At 40.3% G+C, this 243-nt stretch carries 1 protein-coding gene; it reads left to right on the top strand.

Annotated features, from left to right (window positions below; genetic code table 11):
* A partial coding sequence (locus E4T79_RS10860) for a transposase (protein WP_135030149.1) occupies positions 1-243 on the top strand: 243 nt, incomplete at both ends.

The raw sequence follows: 243 nt of genomic DNA on the forward strand, positions 1-243 counted from the left end.
AAAGAACAAGCTGTTCAGGATTATCTTGATGGAAAGGAATCAACCTATGACATCTGTCAACGGTATGAAATTTCGTCTCGTTCTGTTCTCTCAAGATGGATAAAAGAGTATACTAGTAGTAAAGGATACAGTCGTATGAAACAAGGACGCAACACCACTTTTGAAGAACGTGTGGAGATTGTCAACTACACCATTGCTCATGACAAAGACTACCAAGCAGCTGTTGAAACATTTGGGGTCTCC

The sequence above is a fragment of the Streptococcus sp. LYSM12 genome (assembly GCF_004569635.1).
GTDB lineage: Bacteria > Bacillota > Bacilli > Lactobacillales > Streptococcaceae > Streptococcus.